The organism is Candidatus Benthicola sp. (assembly GCF_058719085.1).
The window spans coordinates 1-5,110 of sequence record NZ_JBZQEK010000044.1 but is presented as its reverse complement, the minus strand read 5'-3'; the positions used below and the strand labels follow the sequence as shown (position 1 = coordinate 5,110).

The following is a 5,110-nucleotide window of genomic DNA, read 5'->3' as shown; positions in this document are numbered from 1 at the left end:
TCGTTCCGTTGCGCGGAACGATCGGGGCCCACACGATCGCCCGGATCGGGCCCGAAGGGAAGGGAACGGAGGTTGCGAGGAGCCCGGAATCCTCAGCCGAGCTCCAGCTGGGCCTGCGCGGAGCGGGTCTCCGACCCGTCCCGCTCGTCTTCCGAAGCCGCTCCGGAATCCGGATCCCGGTCCGGATTCGGGTCCTCGCGGCGGGCGGTACCGTCCCCGCGGGGGGACGCAGCGGTGGAAGAACCGCGCCCGCTGGCGTCGCGGGCCGGCTGCCGGACGGCCAGGTCGATGTCCGCCCGGACGCCCAGGTGGTCCAGAACCAGACGATCCTGCGTGGTGAGGATCACCTGCCTCTCGGTCGCCAGTTGGCAGAGCAGCTCCCACACCTCGCGCGACCGTTCCTCGTCCAGGTGAGTGAACGGCTCGTCGACGAGCAAGGGATGGCGGACACCTTCGCCCGCCACGAAGTCCGCGGCGCCGAGCCGTATGGCGAGCAACACCAGGTGCTTTTCCCCGAAGCTGAGCGGCGGCGAGTCCAGCGTCACCATCCTGCCGTCGAGGCCCACCCGCGCATCGGTCAGATCGCCCTCCGCCTCCACCGGTCCGAGCCGGCTCTTCGAGAGCGGAGCGAGGCGACGGTTGATGGCGGACAGGAGACGCTCCTGGTCGGTGGCGCGGAACCGTTCGTACGCGTCTCCGACGAGCTCCCATGCGTATCTTCGCACCGCGGTCTCGTCCCGTGCCTCGGCCTGCTGCCTCCGGAGGTCCTCGAGCTCCCGCTCCAGCCGGAACACGTCTTCCGAAGCCCGGTCCAGGTCGCGGGCCTCCAGCTCGAGCTGTCCGAGTTGCTCCCTGAGCGCGTCCCGGGTCGCCCGACGCTCGTCCCGTGCGGCCTCCACGGCGGATACCGTGGGCTCGATGCCCTCCGGCAGGCGGGGCGTCGCGGGAAGCTCCTCCAGCTGGAGCTGGAGCCGGGCCAGCGTCGTGCGGACGTCTTCCCTCGCATCCCGGACCCGCGGCGCCACGGGCAACCCGGCCGTCCCTTCCGGGTCGTCCCTCCGCAGCAGTCGCTCCGCCGACTCGGTCGCCTCGAGCTGCCGGCGCTTCGCCTCACGCGCGGCCGCGCCGGCCTGCACCTGGCGCTGAAAGGCCCTCCGGTGCTCGGCCACGGTCTCCGCCGTCAGCGGCGGTCCCGGAAGCCCGCTCGCGATCTGCTCGATCCGGGACCGTACGGCCTCCACCTCTTCTCGGATCGCCAGGGCCCTCGATTCGGCGCTCTGCGCACCGCCGGATTCCCGTCCGCGGGCGAGCCAGGAGCCGGCGAGCAGGACCGCGCCGAGGAAGCACAGAATCGATCCGGCGAGACCCGAACCGGCGAAGAGAGTCGCGATGCCGGAAATCACAAGGATCAGTCCTCCGGCGGCCGGCATCGGGTGCGGGGGGCGCCGCGGAGGGGGCTCGGAGACCGCGGGACCGGAAGCCTACTGCTCCAGCTCCCTCCGCCGCTTCCACAGCTCCTCGGCTCGGCCGACTCGGGCCTCGAAGTCTTCGGGGTACGGCCCGTCCGACGCCGCGCGGCTGGCCTCGCTCTCCGCGCGCGCCAGCTCGTCGGAGGCGCTCCTCATGTTCTCGAGCGCGTCCGACAGGGCGGAGAGCCGGGCTTCGGCCTCACGCTTCTCGGCAAGCAGCGTGCGCCGCTCCGTGATCGGCCGGTAGGCGGCCTCGAGCTGGTCGATCTCGGTCTCGATCTCGGCCAGTTGCGCCCGGGTCTCCGCCGAGCGCTGGAGCAGCGGACGCTTCTTCTCCCGTGCGCCTCGGGCCGTTTCCAGCCGGCGCCGGATCCCCTCTTCCGCCTCCTGCAGCTCTTCGACCCGACGCGGCCGGGTCTTCCTGCGGCCTCCGGGCTCCAGGGGTTCGAGCGTCATCGCCTCGAACGCCTCCTTCAGCTCGGTCTGCGCCGCCTCCACCCTGCGGTGCGTGCCGGCGGCGGCCCGGAGAAGCTCATCGTCGAGGCGGGTGTCCACGAGCTCGCCCTGCGCGATCCACGCCGTTTCGCGGTACGGCTCGAGAGAATCAAATCCGACCCACTGGCGCACGAGCTCCTGGTACCTGCGGCTGGCACTGCGCGCTCCGACCGGGTTCGCGTCTCCGCGGAACAGCTCCCCGTCGCCGTCCACCTCCCGCACCACGACCTCGTCGGAGGCGACCTCGCGACGGATCACGACCCGGACTCCCTCCGCCGTGAGCAGCCGGACTTCGATCTCGGGCGAGCGGCCCGACCAGGGCTCCCTGAGCTTGAGCAGGTTCCTGTCCTCGGGCCTGCGGCGGACGAAGCCATACAGGCCGCGCAAGAACGCTTCGAGCAGGGTGGTCTTTCCCGACCCGTTGCGTCCGGCGATCACCACGGGACGGCCTTCGTCCGGAACCTCGAAATGGCCCGAATGACAGCCGTATTCCAACCGTACGGCCTCGAATCGCGGCCGGATCACTCCACCCCCATGGCCCGGAGCGCCTTTCTCAAGGCCCGCTCCCTGAGCGCGACCTCCTCCTCGCCGTCCGCCTCCCGGATGCGATCCAGACCGAGTCGCGCGAGGTGTCCCACCACATCGTCCCGAGAGGCGAGCGCACGGAGTCGATCCGAATCGTAGTACCGGGTGCGGTCCTTCACCCGGGCGAACGGGAAGCGCGCCCGCAGGCCCGCCTCGATGCGCTCCGCATCGACGGCGAATTCCGTCTGTCCCGTCAGTGTGACCACCGGCAGGGAGCCCTCGTTCACATGGGAGGCCACCTTCTCGATGGCTTCGAGATCCTCCGAACAGGCGCTGATGTCCAGGTCGGGAATCTCCTCGAGAACGGCCACTCCGGATGGGATCAGTCGCACGTCGGGTCCGGATCCGGGAGAGAGCTCTGCCAGCACCACGCCGCGAGGCCCCGTCTCCGTGTGATCCATCCCGGCGAACGAGCCGGAGTAGCAGGCGGGAATCGACCCGTCCGCCGCGAACTCCGCAGGGGGACGAAACCGGTGATAGTCTCCGAGAGCGATGTAGTCCACCTCGAGAGCCGCCAGCGCTTCCCGGGTCAGCCGGAGGGAGTCACCGCCGATCCAGTGCGGAGCATCCCGGACGGCCCCGTGGAGCAGCGCTACGTGGACGCCTTCCGCGTCCGCTCGGCGGAATCTCGACAGCGGGTCCGGTTCATGGGCGTAGTCGTACGCGAAACCGTAGACGTGCAACGGGCCCGCTTCGGTCACGACCGTCGCCGGCTCCTCCGGCCACGGCGCGCTGAACACCACGGCTTCGTCCGGGAGGTCGCCGTACGGGCCGGGGATGACGATCGGGTCGTGGTTTCCCGGCACCAGGAACACGCCCGCCACGACGTCCAGCAGTCGCCGAATCACTTCGCGGGCCTCGGCCGCCGCGGCCTCCTCGGGACGGGCGGAGTCGAACAGGTCGCCCGCCACCACGACGGCGTGCACGCCGTGCTCTACGGCGAGGGCGGGAAGCGTCCGGAATGCGGCGCGAACCGATTCGGCTCGCTCCGCCGCGTACGGGCCGAAGGAACCGTACGAAGCGCCGAGGTGAACATCGCCGAGGTGGAGGATGCGCATCATGCCGCGTATCATAACCCATGGCGCCGACAGGGCCAGACCGACGGATACGCTCACTCGACTGCGGAACGGCGAATGGACAGACGGTTCACGCGAGACTCGCATCTTCCGGCCTCAGCGTCGGCGGCATGGGCCTGGCACGCCCGGTCGGGGGCCCTGGAGCGGCTGCTCCCACCGTGGCAGGGGGCGCACATCCTGAGCCACGAGGGGATCGAGGACGGCGACCGGGCCGAGCTGGAGCTGAAGTTCGGTCCCTTCCGAACGCGGTGGGTGGCCGAGCACGAGGAGGTGGAGGCCGGCCGGGGGTTCACGGACCGAATGGTCAGCGGCCCGTTCGCTTCGTGGGCGCACCGTCATCGGTTCACCCCGGAGGGGCCCGAGGCCTGTCGCCTCACGGACGACATCCGATTCCGCCTGCCGGGCGGGTGGCTCGGGGACTTCGTGGCCGGTCGGGCGGTGGAGAGCCAGTTGAGCCGGGCCTTCGCCTACCGACACGACACGACGGCCCACGACCTGTCGGTGCACGAGCGGTACTTCGGCGACGGGCCGCGCCGATTCCTCGTCTCGGGGTCGACGGGCCTGGTGGGGACGGCGCTGACCGCCTTCCTCTCCACCGGCGGACACGAGGTCACGCGCCTGGTGCGGAATGCGACGCGGGGGGAGTCCACCGCGGACCGTGCCGTGCCGTGGGACCCCGCCCGCGGACGATTGGACCCGGCCTCCGTCTCCGGACACGATGTGGTGGTGCACCTCGCCGGGGCCGGGATCGCCGACGGACGGTGGACGCCGGAACGCAAGGCCCTCATCCGGAACAGCCGGGTCGACGGTACGGCTCTGCTGGCCCGCTCCGTGGCCGCGGCCCCGGACCCTCCGAAGGTGCTGGTGTGCGCTTCGGCCGTCGGGTTCTACGGCGATCGAGGCGACATGGAGGTCGACGAGGGGAGCGCCGGGGGGACCGGCTTCCTCGCCGACACCGCCCGGGCGTGGGAAGCGGCGGCAAGGCCGGCCGCGGACGCCGGCATCCGGGTCGTCTTCCTGCGTCTCGGCATGGTGCTGACACCGGCCGGGGGAGCGCTGGCGAAGATGCTGCCCCCGTTCCGGCTGGGGGCCGGAGGTCCCCTCGGTGACGGCAGGCAATACTGGGCCTGGCTGGCGATGGACGACCTGCTGGCGATCGTCCTGCACGTGGCGTCGCGCCCGGATCTGTCCGGACCGGTGAACGCGGTGTCCCCCGAGGCGCTGCGGAGTGCGGAATTCGCGTCCATCCTCGGCCGCGTGCTGGGCCGACCGGCCATCCTGCCGGTTCCGGCGCCGGCGCTCCGGATGTTGTTCGGGCAGATGGCGGAAGAAACGCTTCTCGGCGGGGCGAAGGTCCGCCCCACCCGGCTGCTGGAATCGGGATTCGAGTTCCGCTACGCCGGGCTGGCGGACGCCCTCAGGCACATGCTCGGAAGGCAAAGGGGGGCGCGATGAGCGCTCGGACCCGCCGCCGGACTCCGGACC

Annotated in this window: 4 protein-coding genes; 1 reads left to right on the top strand and 3 read right to left on the bottom strand. The window is 71.3% G+C overall.

Annotated features, from left to right (window positions below):
- Positions 1-92: 92 nt before the first annotated feature.
- The 3 genes from AC36XV_RS03380 to AC36XV_RS03370 form a co-directional block, all read right to left on the bottom strand.
- Positions 93-1,403: an ATP-binding protein gene (locus tag AC36XV_RS03380; protein WP_492202264.1), complete on the bottom strand. Its 1,311-nt coding sequence runs from the start codon at positions 1,401-1,403 to the stop codon at positions 93-95.
- Positions 1,404-1,481: 78 nt separating this feature from the next.
- Positions 1,482-2,489 (bottom strand): AAA family ATPase, encoded by a 1,008-nt coding sequence (locus AC36XV_RS03375; RefSeq protein WP_492202263.1) that lies wholly within the window; start codon positions 2,487-2,489, stop codon positions 1,482-1,484.
- Positions 2,486-3,610 carry a metallophosphoesterase family protein gene (locus AC36XV_RS03370; RefSeq protein WP_492202262.1) on the bottom strand — a complete coding sequence of 375 codons (1,125 nt, stop codon included), beginning with the start codon at positions 3,608-3,610 and terminating at the stop codon, positions 2,486-2,488. The genes AC36XV_RS03375 and AC36XV_RS03370 overlap by 4 nt, the downstream gene beginning before the upstream one ends.
- Positions 3,611-3,682: 72 nt before the next feature.
- On the opposite strand from AC36XV_RS03370, the gene AC36XV_RS03365 reads away from it, so the two are divergent.
- Complete coding sequence (locus AC36XV_RS03365) at positions 3,683-5,080, top strand: TIGR01777 family oxidoreductase (RefSeq protein ID WP_492202261.1); 1,398 nt, start codon at positions 3,683-3,685, stop codon at positions 5,078-5,080.
- The last annotated feature ends 30 nt before the right edge of the window (positions 5,081-5,110 follow it).